The 407-nt window shown below is 62.2% G+C and carries 1 protein-coding gene; it reads right to left on the reverse strand.

Going from position 1 to position 407, the window contains the following annotated elements:
* On the reverse strand, positions 1 to 407 hold a 407-nt coding region (locus tag D7V93_RS44240), incomplete at both ends, for a YncE family protein (RefSeq protein ID WP_208723399.1).

Below are 407 nucleotides of genomic sequence, written 5' to 3' on the forward strand. Positions count from 1 at the left end.
ACCCCAGGGCAACTTGTAGCCTTGGAGCGTATCGACGACCTCGCGCTTCTGCGGGTCGATCACCTGCACAGTGTTCGAGCGGCCGCAGGCAAGCAGCAGCTTCCGATCACCCGGCGTGAAGCTGAAATGCCAGCAACGCTTGCCGACCGGAATGGCGGCCACTTGCGCAAAGGTGCGGGCATCGAACACCTGCAACTGATCAGCGCGGCTGGCAGCCACCCAGAGGTACTGGCCCTCGCGGTCAAACGCGATCCCGTATGGTCCCTGCCCAGTGGGCACGGTCTTGATCGGCTTGAAACCGGCATCCAGCAGCAACAGGTTGTTCGAGTTTTCCAGCGTCACCACATAGGTCTTTCCATCCGGCGCGATCTTGATGCCGCGCGGCCGATTGCCGTATGGCGCGACAT

Origin of the sequence: Corallococcus llansteffanensis, from assembly GCF_003612055.1 — a bacterium.
GTDB classification, from domain to species: Bacteria; Myxococcota; Myxococcia; order Myxococcales; family Myxococcaceae; genus Corallococcus; species Corallococcus llansteffanensis.